Raw genomic sequence first — 20,396 nt, 5'->3', positions numbered from 1 at the left:
CTCACGCTTTTTCATATGCATACGCCAATTCATTCAGTTTATCATCGACGGTCACATGCAGATTATGGCCATCGAAATACCAGACATCGCTTTTCTCGACGAAAAACGTGATGTCATCATGGGAAGTTTCGACTGCTGATTCATGCGGCTGGTCTTTTGTCACACCAAGTGAAAACCCCGGCTGCAATTTGCTCGAGCCGCCGTAGCGGACGAAAAACCGAACCTGTTCGCCGGCCGTCGCTTCCATTTCCTCTTTGAACCATTTCATTGCATCTTCGCTAATAATAATTTCCACTCGTCGCACACCCTTCCGATCTGTTGGCTACCATTTCACTTTTGGTTCTGTGCCGTTTCGTATTCTGGAAATATTTGCTCTGTGCCGATATATGATGAACGCTGATAATATGATGATGACGATCATAAACGGATAATCTCCGGTGTTTATGGCGTAAATTGTCGTGTAAACAGTGGCAACAATCGCTAAGATGATGGAAGACAGCGACACCATTTTGGTGATTTTCAGCGCAATCAGGAGTGCGAGGACCGCCACTAAAAACAACGGCCATTGGTAGCCGAGCAAAATCCCGCCTGAAGTGGCAACCGCCTTGCCGCCTTTAAACTTCGCGAACACCGGGAACATGTGGCCGACAACAGCGATCAAGCCAAGAACTAGCGGGTGGACCGGCGTATCCATCATCATAGGCAAGATGGTAGCTGCCGTCCCTTTCAGAATATCCAATACTGTGACCACGATGCCGGCTTTTGCGCCGAGCGTCCGGAATGTATTGGTGGCGCCTAAATTTCCGCTTCCTTTCGTCCGAATGTCCGTTTTGTAAAAAATTCTCCCAATCCATAAAGCAGATGGAATCGAACCGAGCAAGTAAGCTATAATTACGGGAAGCAGTATATCCATATTGAACTCCTTTAAAACATTGATATTTATGTTTTAAGTTTACCATGAAGGGCAATCGTTAAACAACAGAAGCAGTTTCTTTCAACGAACACGAAACCGCCAAATATGATAGAATGAAAAGGATAGGTGATTGCAATGAACAATCCAAGCCGCGAAAAAATCAAACAGGTATTAGATGAAGCAAAGACGATCGCTGTGATCGGCCTCAGCCCGAATCCGGACCGGACATCGCATATGGTATCGGAAGCGATGCAAAAAGCCGGCTACCGGATCATTCCGGTCAACCCGCAAGCGGAAAGCATACTCGGTGAAAAGAGTTACGCATCGCTGGCTGAAATTCCGTATCCAGTGGATATCGTCAATGTCTTCAGACGCAGTGAGTTTTTAAAAGGCATCGCCGGAGAATTTAAAAAAATCGACTGTCCGGTGTTTTGGACACAATTGAACGTAGTGGACGAGGAAGTTTTCAACGAATTGGCCGATGCAGGCTATACGGTCATCATGGACCGCTGCATCAAAGTGGAACACGCCATCTTGAAATAATAGGGCATTTCTTAGAACAAGGGCGCCTAGCGCTCTTTTTCTATGATTATTGACAGAAGGGCGCATTATGGACTACGATTATAGAACAAATACGAACAAATGTTTGTTGGAGGGAAATTGATGGCTAAAATTCAAAATACGGCATACAACGAAGAAGCGATCCAGGTACTCGAGGGCTTAGATGCCGTGAGAAAGCGTCCGGGGATGTATATCGGCTCGACCGATACCCGCGGGCTTCATCACTTGGTCTATGAGATTGTCGACAATTCCGTCGATGAAGCATTGGCCGGGTATGGCGACAAAATCAGCGTGACCATCCATGAAGACAACAGCATCAGCGTGCGCGACTATGGGCGCGGGATGCCGACAGGGATGCACCGCAGCGGAAAACCGACGCCGGAAGTCATTTTGACAGTGCTTCACGCGGGCGGGAAATTCGGCCAAGGTGGCTATAAGACAAGCGGCGGCTTGCACGGTGTAGGGGCGTCGGTCGTGAACGCGCTCTCAAGCTTTTTGGAAGTGACCATCCACCGCGATGGAAGGAAATACCGCCAGCGTTTTGAAAACGGCGGCAAAGCGGTCACTACGCTTGAAGAAATCGGAGCGACAAAAGAATCCGGCACATTGATCCATTTCTTGCCTGATCATACGATTTTCTCGGCAACCAAATACAATTACGACACTCTCAGTGAACGTCTCCGCGAATCGGCGTTCCTGCTGAAAGGCCTGAAAATTGAACTGGCTGACAAACGCACGGGCCAGCAAGACCTGTTTTTCTATGAAACCGGCATCGAAGCGTTTGTCACTTATCTAAATGAAGAAAAAGACGTGCTGCATCCGGTCGCTTACATTGAAGGCAAGCAAGAGGAGCTGGAAGTGGAGTTTTCATTCCAGTTCAACGACGGCTATTCCGAAACGATCTTGTCTTTCGTCAACAACGTCCGGACACGCGATGGGGGTACACATGAAACTGGCGCCAAAGCGGCCATGACCCGTGTGTTCAACGACTATGCACGAAAAATCAATTTATTGAAAGACAAAGACAAAAACCTTGAAGGCTCCGATATCCGCGAAGGATTGGCGGCCATCGTTTCGGTACGCATTCCGGAAGCGCTTCTGCAATTTGAAGGGCAGACGAAAAGCAAGCTAGGAACAAGCGAAGCGCGGAGCATCGTGGATGCCGTCGTATCACAGAAGCTGATGTATTTCCTGGAAGAAAATGCGGAACTGAGCGCCTCGCTTGTGCGCAAGGCAATCCGCGCTTCACAAGCCCGCCTTGCCGCACGAAAAGCGCGGGAAGATGCGCGAAACGGCAAGAAACGGAAAAAATCGGATGTGCTGTTATCCGGTAAATTGACGCCCGCGCAGTCCCGCAACGCAGCGAAAAACGAATTGTACCTAGTGGAGGGCGACTCGGCCGGCGGCTCGGCAAAACAAGGGCGCGACCGCACGTTCCAGGCGATTTTGCCGCTGCGCGGAAAAGTTGTCAACACGGAAAAAGCGAAATTGGAAGAGATCATGAAGAACGAAGAAATCTCGACCATTATCCATGCCATTGGCGGAGGGGTGTCGCCTGAATTCTCGATTGACGACATCGCTTACAACAAAGTCATCATCATGACCGATGCGGATACGGACGGCGCGCATATCCAAGTGCTGCTGTTGACGTTCTTCTACCGCTATATGAAACCGCTGATTGAAGCGGGCAAAATTTTCATCGCCCTTCCGCCGCTGTATAAAGTTTCCCGGGGTGTGGGCAAAAAAGAAGTGATCGAGTACGCATGGACAGAAGCGGACCTCGAAGCGGCGACGAAAAAAGTCGGAAAAGGGTATATGCTCCAGCGGTACAAGGGACTTGGCGAGATGAACGCCGACCAATTATGGGAAACAACGATGAACCCCGACACACGGACATTGATCCGCGTGACGATAGAGGACGGGGCACGTGCAGAGCGCCGCATTACGACGCTTATGGGCGATAAAGTGGAACCAAGACGGAAGTGGATCGAAAAGAATGTGGACTTCGGATTGGAAGATGACGACAATATTCTCGAGAACGAATTGTTGCACGCTGAGGAGGAACTTGTATGACACCAACCGAACGTTATCAAGATTTAGCATTAGAGGAAGTCATCGGCGATCGGTTCGGGCGCTATAGTAAATACATTATTCAAGACCGCGCGCTGCCGGATGCCCGCGATGGCTTAAAGCCGGTTCAGCGCCGGATTTTATATGCCATGTACCGCGAAGGCAATACGAACGACAAAGCATTCCGTAAATCGGCCAAAACGGTCGGAAATGTAATCGGTAATTACCACCCGCACGGGGACAGTTCCGTGTACGAGGCGATGGTCCGTTTGAGCCAGGATTGGAAAATCCGGCATATGCTCGTTGAAATGCACGGCAACAACGGTTCAATGGACGGCGATTCGCCTGCTGCGATGCGTTACACGGAAGCACGGCTGTCAGCAATTTCATCTGAATTGCTGCGTGATATCGACAAGCGCACAGTGGAATTCATCCCGAACTTTGATGATTCCGACATGGAACCGACCGTACTGCCGGCGCATTTTCCGAACTTGCTGGTGAACGGGTCAACTGGAATTTCTGCAGGTTACGCGACGGATATTCCGCCGCATGCGCTGCATGAAGTGCTGGATGCGGTATTGATGCGCATCGATAATCCGCAGGCGACTGTCGATGAACTCATGACCGTCATCCAAGGCCCGGATTTCCCGACCGGCGGCATTATCCAGGGTGTCGACGGCATCAAAAAAGCTTATGAAACAGGCAAGGGGAAAATCATCGTCCGTTCAAAAGCTGTGATTGAACCGCTCAAAGGCGGCAAAGAACAAATCGTCATCACGGAAGTTCCGTTTGAAGTCAACAAAGCGAGCATGATCAAAAAAATGGACGATCTCCGTTTTGACCGCAAGCTTGAAGGGATTTCGGAAGTGCGCGATGAATCCGACCGCACCGGCCTCCGCATTGTCATCGAATTGAAGAAAGACGTCCAAGCGACGGGCATCTTGAACTATTTGTATAAAAACACCGACCTGCAAGTCAGCTACAACTTCAACATGGTCGCCATCTACAAACGCCGCCCGACGATGATGACGCTGCCGACGCTGCTTGATGCATATATCGGCCACCAAAAAGAGATCATTACAAAACGGGCAGAATACGACCTGCAAAAAGCGAATGACCGCATGCATATTGTGGAAGGCCTGATCAAAGCGTTGTCGATCCTTGATGAAGTGATCCGGACAATCCGGGCGTCAAAAGACAAGCGCGACGCTAAAAACAATTTGATCTCATCGTTCGATTTTTCGGAAGCGCAGGCGGAAGCGATCGTTTCCTTGCAGCTTTACCGGTTGACCAATACAGACATCACAGATCTTCGGAAAGAAGAAAATGATCTGAGAAAGCTCATCGATGAGTTGACAGGTATTTTGACAAGCGCCACCAAACTGAAAAACGTCATCAAAAAAGAACTTGCAGGAATCCGCAAGAAATTTGCGGAACCGCGCCGTTCGGTCATCGAAGACAAAATCGAAGAAATCACCATCACGCGCGAAGTCATGATCCCGAGCGAAGAAGTGGTCGTATCGGTAACAAAAGAAGGGTATGTGAAGCGTACAAGCATCCGTTCACATGCCGCATCAAATGGCCAGGATTTCGCGATGAAAGAAACGGATCATCTGCTCTTTGAAGCGAACTTGAATACGCAGCACACCATACTCATTTTCACGACGGCCGGCAACTTTGTCTATCAGCCGATCAACGAATTGCCGGATATCAAATGGAAAGACCTCGGTCAGCATTTATCAAGCATCGTACCGCTTGAGCCGAACGAATCCATCCTTGCTGTGTATCCGTTCGAGAATTTCGAAGCGGAGGCGAGTGTCGTCACTGTCTCGAAATTCGGGCAAGCGAAGCGTTCCGCATTGAAAGATTATCATGTGCAGCGCTATTCACGCGCCATCAAGACAATGAATCTGAAAAACGGCGACGAAATGGTCTTTGCCGGCATCATGACGAAAGAGACTGAATTGTTCGTGGCAACCAGCCAAGCTTACGGTGTCCGGTTCCCGTTAGAGGAAATTCCGGTTACCGGCCTTAGGACCGGGGGCGTGAAAGGCGTGAATCTGAAAGAAGGCGACTCTGTCGTTTCAGCGGTAATGCTGAACTTGGAAGAAAAGCAAGACTTGATTCTGGTTACACATCGCGGAGCTGCGAAGAAAATGAAGCTTCAGGAATTCGAAACAGGCGGCCGGGCTAAACGCGGCGTAATCATGCTGCGGGAAATCAAATCGAACCCGCATCGGGTAGTGGCAGTAGTCAGCACGACAGGAAAAGACGAAGTGCTTCTCGTTACCGATAAAGGCGTCCGGTTGACAGTTGCCGTCAACAATCTGAAGCCGGTCGATCGATACTCCAATGGCTCGTTTGTTCTCGATGAAGGAACAGACGGAAAAGTCGTGGCCGTTTATAAAAAAGATGAACCTGGAAAAGAAATCTAAAAAGCAAAAAAGCGGATCCTCTAAATGGATCCGCTTTTTTATTTGTCAGGAAAAAGAGGGAAGGGCAAAACGATTGGTATGACGCCCTTTATCAACGCATAAGCAGGAACTTATTAATTAAATAACTTAGTTATGTAAACCAAAAAATGAAAAGATGATTATATTTTCAAATGCCTAAAATTCATATATAATAGAACGCTTATGAAATAAATATATTTATTATGTAAACAAAAAGCTGTTCAATTCTCTCCAGCAGTATAAGCATGAAAGCCAGATAAGATGTGTGTAGAAAATAAAAAACCTTCCACTATGGAAGGTTTCAATTTTTGCCGTTGAGCAAAATCGCTTGGAAAATGCCGATTACGACAAGTTCGCTAAAACTACGTGTGCAAAAAGTTTGTGAAGGCGAATTTCGACTAGGTTAAAATTCTCAGAAAACGGCAAGATATATCACCTTAAGCAAGAGATCAACTTTCTTGGTTAGGCAAGCGGATGCTTTTGAACTTGAAGAAAGGCTGAAGAACAGGAACGATGGACGCGCGCAAGCCGGCGTCCCGGAGCAATAACTGAAACTTCGTATCAGGAAAAAAGAAGTTGGCAAATTTTCTTGCTGACCGCTGAACTTCCGTGATTTGCGGTTTCAACTTGTTTTCATATGCCGATAAAGAGGAGGCTACATCGTCATTTGCCAAACACTGTGCCAGTGTATAGGAACCGGCCATCGCCAAGGAAGCTCCCTGGCCGGCCAACAGGGACACACAATGGCAAGCGTCCCCGACAAGCGCAACGCGGCCTTTTGTCCATTCGGGCATTTCCACTTGCGCCACAGCATCAAAATAAAAATCGGACGCTGTCCTGCTCTTTTGCAGAATATCCGGCACTAGCCAGCCCATGCCGCCAAAACGGCATGAAAGTTCCCGCAGTGCTTCCTCGCGCGTTGGCCGGGGGTTCAACTTATTGCTGCGGAACAGGAAGAACACAGCAATCCGGTCTCCGGTCAATGGATAAACGCTTATTTGACGGCCGGGTTCAGTCAAAAGGTCAAAGCTATTTTGAACGTCTTCATACAAGGATGTCCGTTCAAAAGTGAATGCGGCTGTCCAAAGCCCCAAAAAGCGGGTAAAGCGGTCCGGAGCGCCAAAAGCCAGCTTCCGGACTATCGAATGGATGCCGTCCGCTCCAACGAGCAGGTCCCCGCTCCATTCGCTGCCATCTGAAAGGAGAGCGTGAACGCGGGATTCATCCTGCGAGAGCGATTGAATCGTCGATGCATACAGAACAGGCACCCGGTCCCGGAGCCTTCTCGACAGCACCTGTTCCAAATCGCCGCGCATAAAGTTGAAATGGCGATTGTCCGCTAGTTTCCGCAGCTTTGGATAAGGGATGAAATAGCGGGTTGCCCCATCGCTTCGCTTGATCGAAAGCCCCGAAATCGGATAATGGATCTTTTCCAGTTCCACAAGCAATTCCATTTGTTCCGCTGCGTCATAGCCGGCGCCGAAAAAGTCGATCATGTACCCTTCAGTCCGAAGGCCCGGAGCTTTTTCTACCACCTGGACAGTATGTCCGCTTTGTTCAAGCTGTCCGGCTAGAGTCAAGCCCGCAATGCCGGCACCAATAATCAGGATGTCCATACATGCACCTCCAAAAAATATGTGGATTGCCGAAGACAACAGAGTAAAAACCAGAGAAAGCTGCCGTTGAAAAAATCGATGGCGTCTACGGATTAAGTGAAACGATTTTATACAGGCAGTATAACAGCTTAGAAAGCGGCGAAAAAGAAAGTTTTATAGAAGAATATAAAACCTCGAAAAACAAGTCGAAAAGAAGGCCAAACCGCCAAATAATGGTGGACTGGCCTTTGGTGTATAGAACTAGCTATTGTTCTGGGCAGAGCCCTGATTCCAGCAAAACACGGCACCACCCGCGTCCTGGTCGAAATCCCAGTCCATGAAAGTTCCCAGTCTGCCCCGTTGCAAGGCACTTCTCAAGTCCGCTTGTTCAAGAAGCGACCATTCAGGGGCGGTTGGCCAATTTCAAAACTTTGATGTTTCAGTCGTTTGGCAAGTTGGTTTTTCATTGATTTTTTCATAACTAAAAAACGCCGAACAGAAGGACCGCTCTATTTAGCATTATTGCCGGCGCTATAGTGCAGGAAATTTTATCTCGTTATTTTAAGCTGCCTAGAAGGATTTTCATAACAATACTGCTTGAATGAGTCCAGTGTATTTCCATAGAAACCGTAACCTTCAACAGAAAGAAGTAAAGTGATTCAGCACTGATGTTAGCTTGATGCAGCCTCTGACTCTTAAAGTATTAAAGAAGAGATAATCAAAGAAAGAAATTGGGTATATATACCCTGTAAAATTAAAAAACAAAATATTATTTTGTAAATATGTTACTTAATAATAGATATATTGGCTATATCTAACTTCCTTTTGAGGAGCTATACTCTTGTTAGTGGCAAATCACATAATGTGAAGGGCAAAGCAATAAGGCTTCTAATCCAAGCTGACTTGCCAGCCGGTTGCCATTCATCAGAAATAATAGGGAGTGGATGAGAGTGAAGAAAGTTGTAGGAGTCACTTTGGCGGCAACGTTGATTTTGTCGCAAGGAGCGGGCATTGCCGGTGCAGCGGAAAAAACGGCGCAGCCAGTCAAAAAAGCAAAAACTGTCCAAGTGGATAAAGACAAAAACGGCATTCCGGACAGCTGGCAAAAGAAATACAAGCTCGGGTACGGAAAAAAAGTCGCGTCAAGAGATAAAGACAAAGACGGGCTAAGCAATCTGCAGGAGTATCAGTTGAATTTGAACCCAAATTCTAAAAACACAGACAAAGACAAAGTGCTTGATGGAAAAGAAGATTTTGACAAGGATTCATTGACAAACCTTCAGGAAGTTCAGGCGAAGCTTAACTATAGAAAAGCGGATACGGATAGCGATGGGATTAAAGATGCATATGAAGACAACGACCGCGATGAACTGTATACGAAAGAAGAGTTTGTTGTAGGGACGAATCCGTTAACCGCCGATTCTGACAAGGACGGCTTAGTGGACGGCGAAGAAGACAAAGACAGAGATTCACTTGTGAATGCACTTGAATTTTCAATCGGTTACAATCCTGTCAGCGCTGATAGCGACCGCGACGGCATCAAAGACAGCAAAGAAGACAAAGACCGTGACGGAATTGCCAATGCAAATGAACTCAAAAAGCTTTCCATCACGTTAAAAGACACCAATGGCGACAAATTCAAGCTGAAATACAAGTTGAAGAAGCATAAAATGACTGTGGACATCAAAGACGGCATCGGCATTGCTGATGCTCGGACGATCGTTGAACGCCTGGCCTTGTCCTACGGCATTACGGAAGAAGAGTTGACGGTAAAAGTGAAAGAGGTTCTTGGTGTCACTGAGTTTGAAGAGCTTGAAATTGAAGTTGAATTCATGAATGGCAAAGAACTTGAAGTAGAAGAAGAGTATGAAGAAGAAAAAGATAGCGAAGATGTTGAAGACGAAGAAACAGCAGCTGAGGAAGAAAATGAAGAAGATGAAGAAGATGAAGAAGCGGCAGATGAAGAAGAAACGGAATCTGCAGAAGAAATCGAAGCATAAACGCGACCTGTAAAATGATTTTGATATAAAAATTAGCAGATGGCATAAATACGGCCATCTGCTTTTGTTTGTAGTTTTACGCCGCTAAATCAGGCATGTAAAAAATAATGGCTGTTTCCAAAGGAGATGAATAACCTCTGGGAACAGCCATTTTTCAATTCAATTTGATTTTTTCAACCTGAGGCTGTTCATCAAACATGATCTCTTTTGTGGAGACAGAGATGTCTTCTTTAACATACTTCAGGTCTTTCCATAAATCGAGAAGTCCCATGGTCAAGTCGCTCAATTGGTTGACTTGGGCAACGTTTCTTCTGTCCTGGCTTACGCCCGTCGCAACGCCGCTTGTTATCATGCGGACCGACGAATTCAGGTCAAGAACCGAATTCTTCGTCCCTTTTGCGGCATCAATCATTACGCTTACTCTTTCAGATTTCGCTGCCATGTCTTCTTTCAATTCGTTTGCACGGTGCTGCAGGGTTGTGGTCTCCAGTTGGAGATTTGCCATACGCCCTTTCAGGTTGTCTGCCGAACCTTTCATTTTCTTGACTGGATCCTTGATCCCTTTTACGAAAATAACAACTCCGATAATTGCGATGACTAGCGCCACTATGAAGATTGCAAGCGCTATGTATAGCCAGATTGTCGGGCTCATTTGGTTCCCCTCCTCCATATTGTTGGCGTTCTGAATATGCTATACCCGTTATATACGCAGGATTAACATGCAGAATAGGGTCTTTGCTCCGCACAAATAGGGGAGATTGGCTCTTTTGGGCCGCCAGCGGTAAGTAGAGATGCATGCCATCTCCAATAAAAAGGGGAATCCTATATTACTGCTCCTAGCTGTTATACCTCTAAACGTCCAATGAATCTAACCCGTGCCCTTTTTTTAAAAAAAGTGTTTCTAGCTGTCACAAAATTCAGATTTGTGGTGTCATACTAGTAAGAGCTTTGGAAGGGAGGAAATAATGATGGAGGTGACGGCGAACTTGTCCCAGAACAGCAGCAATTCGTCACAAGAAGATGCATTCCAACATCTATTCAAACAACATTATTCCCTCGTCGTCCGAAAAATTCTCATCATTGTTAAAGAACAAGCCGTTGCGGAAGATATAGCGCAGGAAGTATTTATGAAGCTGTATCACACTGATCGCAGAGCGATTCAAAATATGCCAGGCTGGTTGACAAAAGTTGCGGTTAATACAGCCTATAATCACATACGCAGCGAAAAGCGCCATCAAGCCCGGAACGATAAACAGAAAATCTATGAAAAAAATGCAATGGGTTCGGCTGAAGACGGATACATGATGCGTGAAGACATCGATGAAGTCCAAAAAACCTTGATGAAATTATCGGAACGGGACCGGGATATTCTGATCATGAAATTCTCCGGCTATAGCTACGAGGAAATTGCAAGGAGTAAAGGCGTTGATAAAATCTCCGTCGGAAGTTTGATAGCACGGGCAAAAAAACGCTTCAAACAATGCTATATGGATGAAAGGAGGGAAATATGATGACTTGCCATGATATGGGGGTGCTGCAGGCATATTTAGACGGGGAAGTCAGCCGGGACCAGAAAAAACAGATTATGAAGCATTTGGAGCATTGCCGAATGTGCCGCCGCAACATCAATGAGTTGCAGCGCCTCCACACTTTTTGCGAGAAAACCCTGGAAGCGAAAGGCGTAGAAATCGATTCCAATCAGGCATGGGTTCAATTCGAGAATAATCTCCAGCACGCCGGCAATCAGAAGCTGGCAGAAAATCACAAGTCCAAAATAAGAACGGGGTGGAGTACGTTGAAAACCAGAACCAAACGCATGCTCATTTCAGGAGCCGCCGCAGCCGCTATTTTCAGCTCGCTGGCTCATCCGCAAGTACGGGTGGAAGCAAATGAATTTTTGTCGTTGTTCCGTGTGGATCAATTCGAGGTAGTGACGTTGACCCAGAATGACATAAGCGAAATCGAAAGCTTTGTCAGCGAGAACAAAGACGGAACGCTGGACCTTAAAGGAATCGGGCAGCTGGAAATGGTAGAGGGAACAGGAGAGCCGACGTATTATGAAACAAAAGAACAGGCGGAAGAAGCAGGGCATTCAGTATCCCAGCTAGGTGATTTTGACGTTGAAGGGGTAAGGGTGATGCCTGAATCGACCATAACATTCACCTTGAATGTAGAAAAAGCGAACCAATTGTTGGCCCAGCTGGGTTCCGATCAGCAATTTGAAGCGTTGCTGGATGGCAAGCCTTTTTCCGTATCAACCTATGAAGCGGTCCATACGGATTACGGGCTGGAAGGCCGACATGTTTCCTATATGCGCACAAAATCTCCGGAAATCAATGTTCCGGAAGGAGTGTCGATCGAGCAGCTGAGAGCTACACTGCTGTCCCTTCCGTTTTTACCGGAAAATGTGAAGACCCAGCTTGCTAGAATCGAAAACATTGAAACGACTTTGCCGATTCCTTATGCAAAAACAGAAGGATCTGAGATGACTGAAGTCCGGGTGAATGGATTCCAGGGATTTGCCGTGGAAAGCGGGGAAGCGTCCTATATTGTTTGGCAGGGAAATGGCGAAATCCATACGATTTTCACTGAAGGCGAAATGACATCGCAGGAATTGGTGGTTTTGGGCGAACAAGCCAATTAACTGAAAGCGGATCAAAAGTTCAGAGTTGCCGAAATGCACTCTGGACTTTTCTTGATTTGCTTATGGGAGGAAGAGAATGGACGTTATACAGACGAAATCGTTAACGAAAACGTATGATGGAAAAGGCGGCATTTCTGATGTGACGTTATCCGTAGGTGAAGGGATTGTGTATGGTTTTTTAGGGCCGAATGGTTCAGGGAAAAGCACCTTTGTCCGGACGCTGCTGGGGCTTTTGCAGCCGACTGGCGGGGAGGGGTATATTCTCGGAGAACCTATCGGAACGACAAAGTCCCGGGAACAGGTCGGCTATCTTCCGGAGCTGTTTCGCTACCCGGATTGGCTGACGGGAAAGCAATTGTTGGAAAGCCATGCGGAACTGTGCAAAATTCCGGCCAGGCAACGAAGCAGACGAATCGAAGAAGTCATAGAGCTAGTCGGGATGGCGGGAAGGGAAACGGGCCGGATCAGCGGATTTTCAAAAGGGATGTCTCAACGGATCGGGCTAGCTTGCGCCATTTTAAATGATCCGAAAGTGATTTTTCTTGATGAGCCGACTTCTGCACTGGACCCAATCGGGCGAAAAGACGTCCGCGATCTTATGGTGTATCTCCGGGACCAAGGAAAGACCGTTTTTTTGAACAGCCATCTGTTATATGAGGTGGAGTCTGTATGTGACAACGTCTCGATTGTCCACCAAGGAGAAATTGTTGCACAAGGGGCATGGAGGGAGTTGATGATGACTGAAGCGCAAGTTGAAATTGTAACTGCGGGAACAGGTGCTGTGCAGTTTCCACCATTCATAAAGAGCTGGCAAAAAGGCAATGAAGAAGAAGGGCGCACACGGTGGATCCTCCAGCTTGAGGATGAACGGGATATCCCGAAAATCCTGCATCATCTGTCTTCCGGAAAGGTGGATGTCCATGAAGTAAAACCAATCACACCTCATTTGGAAGATGTTTTCATGCATTGGGTAAACCGGAAAAAGGAGAGCGCTTATGTGGACAATCGGTAAATTGACCGTCAAAGAAATGATATCAAAACGGATTTTCCTGATTACGATCATCATGACGCTCATTTTTCTGGCGCTTTATGGAACAGCCATCTATTTTGCCGGAAAAGAAGGAGCGGAAGCCGGAGATGGCGGACAAGGGACGGAAGCCTTTTTGATGCAGCAATTTGTCGCATCGCAACTATTGGGAGTAGGCCTTTATTTTTCTTCTTTTATTACAGCTTTGCTTGCGATCATGTCCAGTGTCAGCGCTATTTCAGGTGAAGTTTCTAGCCATCAAATCGATACATGGCTGATGCGGCCGATTTCCAGGTCCCAATTTGTGCTGGGAAAATTTCTCGGCCTGGCTTTTCTGCTGATCGCTTATGCCATTTCCCTGTTTTTTAGCATCATCTTTCTGCATCAAGGGATTGGGGCGGAATGGATGGCCTTGGATATCGAGCCATTTCAGATGATCAAGGCGGTAAGCGTGTTTGCAATCCAGCCTTTTGTTTTGGTGGCATTCGGTGTTTTGCTAAGCACGCGGATGACTACGCTGAATGCAGGAATCGTGGCAATCATCCTGTATGGTGCCGCCTTTATCGGCGGGTTTATTGAGCAGTTCGGCGCAGTGGTTGAGAAAACAAGTTTAGTGAACATCGGAATAGTCATGAGCCTCGTTTTCCCGATCGATTCCATGTACCGGAAGATGACTATCTTGTTGTTTGATTCGGCGGATAATCCTTTGTCAATCGCACAAGGCGGGATGTTCACGAGCATCTCCACCCCGGGGAATATCATGGTCTGGTATGCAGTGCTTTACGGGGCAGCTGCCGTGGTTTTTTCCATTTACAGTTTTAAAAATCGGGATGTATAACCGTAAGAGAAGAATTTGCAATGGAGGTACTGAAAAAAATAGATGTAGTTACACCTGATGCATTACATTCATGGTATGACCTAAATAAGACACGTGAACCTCAATACTTCTTCCAGTTAATGAATTCAATAAATAAATGAAGTAACTGAAAAGCTCAATTTCTCTAGTTCGATTTTTAGAGATGCTGAGCTTTTTAATTTGGAATTTCATTATCGCTGTAAATTCGCAGTTTCCTGATAAAAAGAAAAAGTTGCCTTGAAAGGCAGCTTAATCTTCATTAAAGCACCATGTTGAATTAGGGATCCTAAAATCCATTTTTTACTGAAAAACAGTTTTTCGGCATAATCTTATATGAATGGGAAGCTATATGCATTTACATGATTTTTCTAAATATTCTTTAAACGGTATTGATTTCTTTTGAAAGCGCTTTTATAATTATCGTAATATCAAATGTTCACAATCAGAACATTTGTAAAAAAGATGGAGGTAGGTTATCGGATTTTTTCTGATTTCTTTTATTGGAGCCTATTTATTAAGGAAAAGACCCTTTTGAGGATGTCTTGTACAGGAGAATGGCCTATGAAGATAGAAAAGGAATTGCTTGCGATGGAATCGGATGCAGAGTGAAAAGAAGAAGTGTTGCGCATATTGGCACACCAACCGCCTTTGCAATTGCAGAAATGCCGTTGAACTGGGCTTTAGACCGAATACTTGTTTTCAATAAGCCGGAAGCAGAACGGCAGTCCATCTTAAAAACTCGGGATTTTGGTTGATTCGACAATTATAGAAGTAGGGATCGTACTTTGGCCGGCTATGACGTACCGGATTTTAACGATGCAGAAATTGGAGCAGCTGGGAGGAGCAAGTGGAATGAGCCGAAAAGAAATTGTTTATGTCCTGTCTGATTCGATAGGGGAAACAGCCCAACGCGTAGTGAAAGCTGTAGCTGTTCAATTCCTTGAAGAAAAAGTTGAAATTCACCAGACTTCGCATGTCAGCAGAGAGTCGGATATAGAGGAAGTCATTCAAAAAGCAACAAGAGAGCATTCTATCATTGTCTTCACAATAGTAGTAGATGATTTAAGGGATTATCTGAACAAACGTGCCCGTGAAGAAAATATAACAGCGGTCGACCTTCTGGCCCCTTTGATGGATGCGTTTGTGCAAAAATTCAAACGGGAGCCAGCACACACCCCCGGACTTACGCGAGTACTGGATGAAAAATACTTCCAAAAAGTCGAAGCGATTGAATTCGCTGTAAAATATGATGATGCCCGGGATATTGAAGGCATCAAAAAAGCGGATATCGTTTTGATTGGTGTTTCGCGGACTTCGAAAACGCCATTATCCATGTATCTTGCATATAGAGGGTTCAAAGTTGCTAACATCCCTTTGGTCCCTGAAGTTCCGGTGCCGACTGAGTTGTTTGATGTGCCTAAAGGAAGGTGCATCGGATTGATAATCAAGCCGGATAGTTTGAATGCAATCCGCAAAGAACGCCTGAAAAAAATGGGATTGCAGCCGAATGCCACTTATGCCCAATTGGATCGGATTTTGGAAGAGCTCGATTACGCGGAGAAAATAATGAAGAGGATCGGTTGTCCAGTCATAAATGTATCGAACAAGGCGATTGAAGAAACAGCGAATGATGTAATGGATATTCTGGATTTGTAAGACAGGTTCCGCCAGATAGCTTTATGTGATTTATTCATTTGAAGGGGGTACTGAGAATGACAAAGATGGTGTACATGTTTGATGAAGGAAACAGCGAAATGAAAGAAATCCTTGGCGGCAAAGGGGCTAACTTGGCTGAAATGACAAATATCGGGTTGCCTGTCCCTTATGGCTTCACCATATCCTCACAAGCGTGCAATGATTATTACAATTCAGGAAAGCGTATACAAGAAGAAGTGGAATCGGAAATACTGGAAGCATTGGCTCGATTGGAAAAAGCGACTGGGAAGAAACTCGGCGGCACAGTCAACCCGCTGCTGGTTTCAGTCCGTTCTGGGTCCGTCTTTTCAATGCCGGGCATGATGGACACGGTATTGAATCTTGGGATGAATGACCAAACTGTCGAAGCGATAGCCCATTTGACGGATAATCCTCGCTTTGCATACGATTCATACCGGCGTTTTATCCAAATGTTCTCGAATGTCGTATTGGAAATAGATGTGTTTTATTTTGAGCAGCATCTTGAAAAAAGAAGAGAAGCAAAAGGCTATCACAGTGATCCAGAAATGACGGCTGAAGATTGGAAAGAAATCATCTCAGATTATAAAGGAATCGTGAAAAAACATATCAGGCAAGAGTTTCCGCAGGACCCCTTGGAACAGCTTTTCTTAGCAATCCACGCTGTATTCGATTCATGGAATAACCAGCGGGCAATCGTATACCGCCAATTGAATAAGATTCCTGGCCATTATGGCACAGCGGTAAATATCCAGAGCATGGTATTTGGCAATATGGGCAATGATTCCGGTACCGGAGTGGCTTTTACCCGCAATCCATCCACAGGTGAAGCCTTGTTATATGGGGAATACCTTATAAATGCTCAAGGTGAAGACGTTGTAGCGGGAATACGGACGCCGCATCCAATCGAAACTTTGCAGAAGGACATGCCTGAGGTATTCAGTCAATTTGTTGAAGTGTGCAACCGTCTTGAACATCATTACCGGGATATGCAGGATATCGAATTCACGGTAGAACACGGAGAGCTCTTCATCCTGCAAACAAGAAATGGCAAGCGAACTGCACAAGCTGCTATTCGAATCGCGGTCGAGATGGTGAAAGAAGGCGTGCTTACCCAAAGAGAGGCGATTGGCCGCGTTGAACCGGAACAGCTGAATCAGCTGCTTCACCGGCGGATCGATGATAAATACCAAAAGAATATATTGGCGAAAGGGTTGCCGGCTTCGCCTGGAGCAGCTACTGGAAAAGTTGTTTTTGATCCGGATGAAGCGGAGCAGTTGCACATAGAAGGCGTAAAGGTGATCTTGGTCCGGTCGGAAACGACACCAGATGATATTCATGGTATTATTGCATCGCAAGGCGTCGTGACAAGCCGAGGCGGAATGACAAGCCATGCGGCAGTGGTGGCCAGAGGCATGGGGAAATCCTGCATCTGCGGTTGTGAAGCATTGAAAATCGATATGCAGCAACAGCAATTCCAAGTAGGGGATACCGTCGTTAAGCACTTGGAAACGATAACGATTGACGGAGGTACAGGTGAAATTATCGTTGGCGAAATCCCGATGATTGATCCTGAATTGTCTGATGAATTCGGGCTATTGCTGTCTTGGGCAGATCAAGAACGGACAATTGATGTCCGAGCAAATGCAGACAATCCGGAAGATGCCAAAAAAGCGGTGGAATTTGGAGCGGAAGGCATCGGGTTATGCCGGACAGAGCATATGTTCATGGAAGCGGACCGTGTCCCGATCGTTCAGCAAATGATACTTGCAGAAACCGAAGAGGAAAGAAAACGGGCGCTTGATTTCTTGTTGCCGATGCAGGAAAGCGATTTTGAAGGAATCTTTCAAGCGATGCAGGGACTTCCGGTCACCATCCGCCTGCTGGATCCCCCGCTCCATGAATTTTTGCCTGACAAAGAGCATTTAGCGGTGGAAGTGGCGAAAATGCAAATTCTGGAACCGGACTCGCCTCAACTCGCTGATAAAGAAAAACTGCTGAAACGTGTCCGCCAATTGCATGAATCCAATCCGATGCTTGGCCACCGGGGATGCCGGCTTGGCATCATCTATCCCGAAATCTATCAAATGCAGGCAACAGCCATCTTTAACACAGCTGCAGCGTTGGAAAGCAAAGGAATTACTGTAAAACCTGAAATCATGATTCCGCTTGTCGGCCATGTGAATGAATTGAAAATCATGCGCCAATTGGTCAATGATACTGCAGTGGCAGTTCAAAATAAAACGGGAATTCCCATCGAATACACCATTGGTACGATGATTGAAGTGCCGCGGGCGGCGCTGACGGCAAATGAAATTGCTGCTGAAGCGGACTTCTTTTCTTTTGGAACAAATGACTTGACGCAAACCACTTTCGGCTATAGCCGTGATGATGCAGAAGCAAAATTTTTAAAAGATTATATTGAAAACAAGATTCTTCCTGATAATCCATTCGCTGTACTAGATCAATCAGGAGTGGGGGCCCTCATGAAGACAGGCATCCAATTAGGGAAACAGACCCGGCCCCAATTAAAAACAGGGATCTGTGGAGAACATGGCGGAGAAAAAACATCGATCGAGTTTTGCTGCTTGCAAGGACTGGATTATGTCAGTTGCTCTCCATACCGTGTTCCATTAGCACGCCTAGCAGCTGCTCAAGCCGCTGTCAAAAATGAACTTCAAAAAAGGAAATTGTCTATAAACTGAAGCATAAGAAAAGAAAAATGATTCTACAATTTATTAACTGCCAACTGAAGAGGCCTGCTTTGGGCAAAATGCCTTTTTAGCAGGTCTCTTCCAATGGGGTAAACTGCCTTTCTGCATAATCGAGTATAATCCTATCGAAAACTTCTGCGGCCGGTATCTTTCTTCAGTGTCTCTATCGTTATCAATGCTTCTTCCGGTAATTGCTCTGTGAAAACTTAACAGAAGCTGCGGCCTTCTTCGTTAGCGGCCAATCCAATAAAGCTGGGTGTGGAGCTGCATATTGGGTTTTCAAAAGAAGGAACAGTTGGTCACGCGAACCAGACCGTCAAAAACTGAAGACAGGCAATCGTCACCCTATCGTTAACGCCCTGAAATCGCTCTTCGATTACGTGACAAATGAGACAGAGAATGAAGATTGAGAATCCTGCTTCTAACGCAACGTCAAAAGCAAAATCGTGCTGCACACGAAAAAAAGAAACATCGGCTTGCAGATAATCTTATAATTTCTTTTTCATCACTTCCGCCATTTGCTTTGCATTCGGATTTTTTTCGTTCTGCAATTGCTCAACGATATTCCGATAATCCGTTTCATTTCGATTCTGGCTCATTTTATAGGCACCCTGGACTTCTTTCACATGAATCTTAAATCCGACAATTCCTTTCAATTCTTTCTCCAGCAGCGAAGGGGAGAGATTATCCCATAGAACCGGATTCTCGCGGTGGCTTTCGTATTTCTGCAGCAACTTGGCCAAGTCCTGTTTCAGTTCTTCTTCGTTCAACGTGTGTGCTGGACCATATATATGAACCGACTGATAGTTCCAGGTCGGGACATTTTTATGTTCGTACCAGGAAGAAGAGATGTAAGCGTGCGGCCCTTGGAACATGACTAATGCCTCTTCAGACGTTTCGAATGACCGCCACTGTGGATTCCCGTAAGCCATATGGCCGGTTATATAGTAATCCTCTTCTTCCTTTATCAACTGTAAAGGCAAATGAGTCGCAATCGGTCTTCCTTTTTTGGTTGTGACAAGTGTCCCGAATGCATTGTGTTGAACAAATTCCCGGATTTCCTCGAAATCTGCAATCTTAAAATACTTTGGAATATACATGATGGTGTGCTCCTTTTTAATATCAAGATGAATTCTGAAACCGTCGGAAAAATTTTTTTAAAAAAATTACGGACTTAGAAATACTACTTGCAAGCCCAGGCAAATATACAGCAGACCTAAAGCTTTGTGTCCCCATCTGTTCATGCCAGTCCCCCGGTCGATCAATTGGCTGACGGTTCCGGTAAAGACGGCTAAACCCGTTGTATAGATAACCGTTAAACCAACAAAAACAACCCCTAACAGTAAAAATTGCGTTATGATCGAACCACTCTCTGGATGTACAAATTGTGGAAATAAAGCCAAAAAGAAAAGGGCAGTTTTCGGATTCACAGCTTCTACTAATAAGCCATGCCAGTAAATTTTAGGGAATGACGACTGTATAACAACCGGCCTGTTTATGGGGGAGGCTTTTGCTGAAAATGCTTGAATCCCCATACAGATCAAATACGCTGCTCCAGCGATTTTTATGACAGTAAAAGCAGCAGGAGAAGTCATCAGAATCGCAGAGATCCCAACAGCGGCCAGTAGCACATGGATGAAATCACCTGTTGCAATGCCTAGGCCGGTTATGATACCTGTCTTGGCCCCTGCTTGAGCAGATCGGGTGACCAGCAACAAGACAGCAGGACCAGGAATCAAAAATAATCCGCAGACCACTAGTATAAATGCGCCTAATTCAGCGATAGCTGACATCAAATTCCTCCAATCACTTCACACTCCCCGACAGTTCAGCCCTGGATATTTTCCAGCTAAATTTGACCTTTTATGGCTATCGGTTAGTCTCCATAG

At 46.0% G+C, this 20,396-nt stretch carries 16 protein-coding genes and 1 pseudogene; 11 read left to right on the top strand and 6 right to left on the bottom strand.

Features of this window, described 5'->3' with window-relative positions; translation table 11 throughout:
• Window position 1: 1 nt before the first annotated feature.
• Window positions 2-295: a HesB/YadR/YfhF family protein gene (locus FQV30_RS09875; protein ID WP_146499987.1), complete on the bottom strand. Its 294-nt coding sequence runs from the start codon at window positions 293-295 to the stop codon at window positions 2-4.
• A 27-nt stretch (window positions 296-322) separates the two neighbouring features.
• Window positions 323-913 carry a glycerol-3-phosphate 1-O-acyltransferase PlsY gene (gene plsY / locus FQV30_RS09870; protein ID WP_146499986.1) on the bottom strand — a complete coding sequence of 197 codons (591 nt, stop codon included), beginning with the start codon at window positions 911-913 and terminating at the stop codon, window positions 323-325.
• 129 nt (window positions 914-1,042) lie between these two features.
• Between plsY and FQV30_RS09865 the strand changes: the two genes are divergently transcribed.
• The 3 genes from FQV30_RS09865 to parC all read left to right on the top strand — a co-directional run bounded on the left by FQV30_RS09865 (window position 1,043) and on the right by parC (window position 5,979).
• Window positions 1,043-1,456, top strand: a complete 414-nt coding sequence (locus FQV30_RS09865; protein WP_186725633.1) for a CoA-binding protein — start codon at window positions 1,043-1,045, stop codon at window positions 1,454-1,456.
• Window positions 1,457-1,576: 120 nt separating this feature from the next.
• Window positions 1,577-3,547 carry a DNA topoisomerase IV subunit B gene (parE, locus tag FQV30_RS09860; protein ID WP_146499984.1) on the top strand — a complete coding sequence of 657 codons (1,971 nt, stop codon included), beginning with the start codon at window positions 1,577-1,579 and terminating at the stop codon, window positions 3,545-3,547.
• Window positions 3,544-5,979 (top strand): DNA topoisomerase IV subunit A, encoded by a 2,436-nt coding sequence (gene parC / locus FQV30_RS09855; protein ID WP_146499983.1) that lies wholly within the window; start codon window positions 3,544-3,546, stop codon window positions 5,977-5,979. The genes parE and parC overlap by 4 nt, the downstream gene beginning before the upstream one ends.
• 467 nt (window positions 5,980-6,446) lie before the next feature.
• Here parC and FQV30_RS09850 read toward each other — a convergent pair whose 3' ends face one another.
• A complete protein-coding gene (locus FQV30_RS09850; protein WP_146499982.1) occupies window positions 6,447-7,613 on the bottom strand; it encodes an FAD-dependent oxidoreductase in 1,167 nt (388 codons plus the stop codon).
• 929 nt (window positions 7,614-8,542) lie between these two features.
• Between FQV30_RS09850 and FQV30_RS09845 the strand changes: the two genes are divergently transcribed.
• A complete protein-coding gene (locus tag FQV30_RS09845; protein ID WP_146499981.1) occupies window positions 8,543-9,592 on the top strand; it encodes a hypothetical protein in 1,050 nt (349 codons plus the stop codon).
• Window positions 9,593-9,746: 154 nt separating this feature from the next.
• Here FQV30_RS09845 and FQV30_RS09840 read toward each other — a convergent pair whose 3' ends face one another.
• On the bottom strand, window positions 9,747-10,244 hold the full coding sequence (locus FQV30_RS09840; protein WP_146499980.1) for a DUF948 domain-containing protein: 498 nt from the start codon (window positions 10,242-10,244) through the stop codon (window positions 9,747-9,749).
• Window positions 10,245-10,557: 313 nt separating this feature from the next.
• On the opposite strand from FQV30_RS09840, the gene FQV30_RS09835 reads away from it, so the two are divergent.
• From FQV30_RS09835 to ppdK, 7 genes and pseudogenes are all read left to right on the top strand, one after another.
• Complete coding sequence (locus FQV30_RS09835) at window positions 10,558-11,103, top strand: RNA polymerase sigma factor SigX (protein ID WP_146499979.1); 546 nt, start codon at window positions 10,558-10,560, stop codon at window positions 11,101-11,103.
• Window positions 11,103-12,236 carry an anti-sigma factor family protein gene (locus tag FQV30_RS09830; protein ID WP_186725616.1) on the top strand — a complete coding sequence of 378 codons (1,134 nt, stop codon included), beginning with the start codon at window positions 11,103-11,105 and terminating at the stop codon, window positions 12,234-12,236. The genes FQV30_RS09835 and FQV30_RS09830 overlap by 1 nt, the downstream gene beginning before the upstream one ends.
• A gap of 76 nt (window positions 12,237-12,312) precedes the next feature.
• Window positions 12,313-13,248 (top strand): ABC transporter ATP-binding protein, encoded by a 936-nt coding sequence (locus FQV30_RS09825; RefSeq protein ID WP_146499977.1) that lies wholly within the window; start codon window positions 12,313-12,315, stop codon window positions 13,246-13,248.
• Window positions 13,232-14,101, top strand: a complete 870-nt coding sequence (locus FQV30_RS09820) for an ABC transporter permease subunit (RefSeq protein WP_146499976.1) — start codon at window positions 13,232-13,234, stop codon at window positions 14,099-14,101. Before FQV30_RS09825 ends, FQV30_RS09820 begins: the two co-directional genes overlap by 17 nt.
• 11 nt (window positions 14,102-14,112) lie before the next feature.
• Window positions 14,113-14,241, top strand: a pseudogene (locus tag FQV30_RS09815) (glutamine amidotransferase); the annotation flags it as partial.
• Between the two features lie 730 nt (window positions 14,242-14,971).
• Complete coding sequence (locus FQV30_RS09805) at window positions 14,972-15,775, top strand: pyruvate, water dikinase regulatory protein (protein ID WP_146500368.1); 804 nt, start codon at window positions 14,972-14,974, stop codon at window positions 15,773-15,775.
• Between the two features lie 56 nt (window positions 15,776-15,831).
• Window positions 15,832-18,498 (top strand): pyruvate, phosphate dikinase, encoded by a 2,667-nt coding sequence (gene ppdK / locus FQV30_RS09800; protein WP_146499974.1) that lies wholly within the window; start codon window positions 15,832-15,834, stop codon window positions 18,496-18,498.
• Window positions 18,499-18,995: 497 nt separating this feature from the next.
• Here the strand turns inward: ppdK and FQV30_RS09795 are convergent, their stop codons facing one another.
• Both FQV30_RS09795 and FQV30_RS09790 read right to left on the bottom strand, forming a co-directional pair.
• On the bottom strand, window positions 18,996-19,607 hold the full coding sequence (locus tag FQV30_RS09795; protein ID WP_146499973.1) for an FMN-binding negative transcriptional regulator: 612 nt from the start codon (window positions 19,605-19,607) through the stop codon (window positions 18,996-18,998).
• Between the two features lie 66 nt (window positions 19,608-19,673).
• On the bottom strand, window positions 19,674-20,300 hold the full coding sequence (locus FQV30_RS09790) for a LysE family translocator (protein WP_146499972.1): 627 nt from the start codon (window positions 20,298-20,300) through the stop codon (window positions 19,674-19,676).
• Between the last annotated feature and the right edge of the window lie 96 nt (window positions 20,301-20,396).

Origin of the sequence: Planomicrobium sp. CPCC 101110, from assembly GCF_007859395.1 — a bacterium.
Lineage (GTDB): Bacteria > Bacillota > Bacilli > Bacillales_A > Planococcaceae > Planococcus.
Note: the sequence above shows the minus strand (reverse complement) of the source record. Positions and strands in the feature narration are given on the sequence as shown.